1 protein-coding gene is annotated in these 1,415 nt (G+C 44.7%); it reads left to right on the plus strand.

Features of this window, described 5'->3' with window-relative positions; genetic code table 11:
- Window positions 1–968 (plus strand): elongation factor Tu (gene tuf, locus CWB85_RS20955; RefSeq protein WP_138555940.1); only part of this gene is annotated, 968 nt, incomplete at its 5' end.
- Window positions 969–1,415: the final 447 nt, after the last annotated feature.

The following is a 1,415-nucleotide window of genomic DNA, read 5'->3' on the forward strand; positions in this document are numbered from 1 at the left end:
GTTCTCGTCACTACGCACACGTAGACTGTCCAGGACACGCCGATTATGTTAAAAACATGATCACTGGTGCTGCTCAAATGGACGGTGCTATCCTAGTTGTTGCTGCGACTGACGGCCCTATGCCACAAACGCGTGAGCACATCCTTCTTTCTCGTCAAGTTGGCGTACCTTACATCGTTGTGTTCATGAACAAATGTGACATGGTTGATGACGAAGAGCTACTTGAATTAGTAGAAATGGAAGTTCGTGAACTTCTTTCTGAGTACGACTTCCCAGGTGATGACTTACCACTAATCGCTGGTTCTGCGCTTAAAGCGTTAGAAGGCGAGAAAGAGTGGGAAGACAAGATCATTGAACTTGCTGACGCACTTGATTCTTACATCCCAGAGCCAGAGCGTGACATCGATAAGCCATTCATCATGCCTATCGAAGACGTTTTCTCAATCCAAGGTCGTGGTACAGTTGTAACTGGTCGTGTTGAAGCTGGTATCATCAACGTGAATGACGAAGTAGAAATCGTTGGTATCCGTGATACAACTAAATCTACTTGTACTGGTGTTGAAATGTTCCGTAAGCTACTTGACGAAGGTCGTGCTGGTGAGAACATTGGTGCACTTTTACGTGGTACTAAGCGTGAAGACGTTGAACGTGGTCAAGTACTAGCTAAGCCTGGTTCAATCAAGCCACACACTACATTCACTTCAGAAGTATACGTACTTTCTAAAGATGAAGGTGGTCGTCATACTCCTTTCTTCAAAGGTTACCGTCCACAGTTCTACTTCCGTACAACTGACGTAACAGGTGACGTACAGTTACCAGAAGGCGTAGAAATGGTAATGCCTGGTGATAACGTTAAGATGACAGTAACTCTAATCGCGCCAATCGCGATGGACGAAGGTCTTCGTTTCGCTATCCGTGAAGGTGGCCGTACTGTAGGTGCTGGTGTTGTAGCAACTATCGTAGAGTAATAGTTAGCCTAGCTAATTAATACTAAAAAAACCCGAGGCTAGTCTCGGGTTTTTTAATGTCTGCGATTTACGTCATGTGAAGGTGGCGCTATTACCTTAGGCGTAGGTGCTTTGTAGCAACTATCGTAGAGTAATAATTAACGTTTAAGTTAATTATTAGAAAAAGGTCACTTCGGTGGCCTTTTTTAATGCCTGCGATTTGAGCTGTAAGCCGTAAGTTTTAAGCAGCTCGGCGTGAATATATACTTGTAGGCGAGTGGCTTGCCATCGCGTTTATACTGTAAGATTTAAGCTGCCCGAGTGTTTTTTAATTGTTGACATAGTAACTTGCTACGATCAACTTTTTGGCTTACCGCTTACCGCTTACCGCTTACCGCTTACCGCTTACCGCTTACCGCTTACCGCTTGTTCTTTGTAAGAGCGCGCAGTTGCGCTGAGTTTTTACCG

The organism is Pseudoalteromonas sp. S1727 (genome assembly GCF_005886375.1).
In the GTDB taxonomy this organism is placed as follows: Bacteria; Pseudomonadota; Gammaproteobacteria; order Enterobacterales; family Alteromonadaceae; genus Pseudoalteromonas; species Pseudoalteromonas haloplanktis.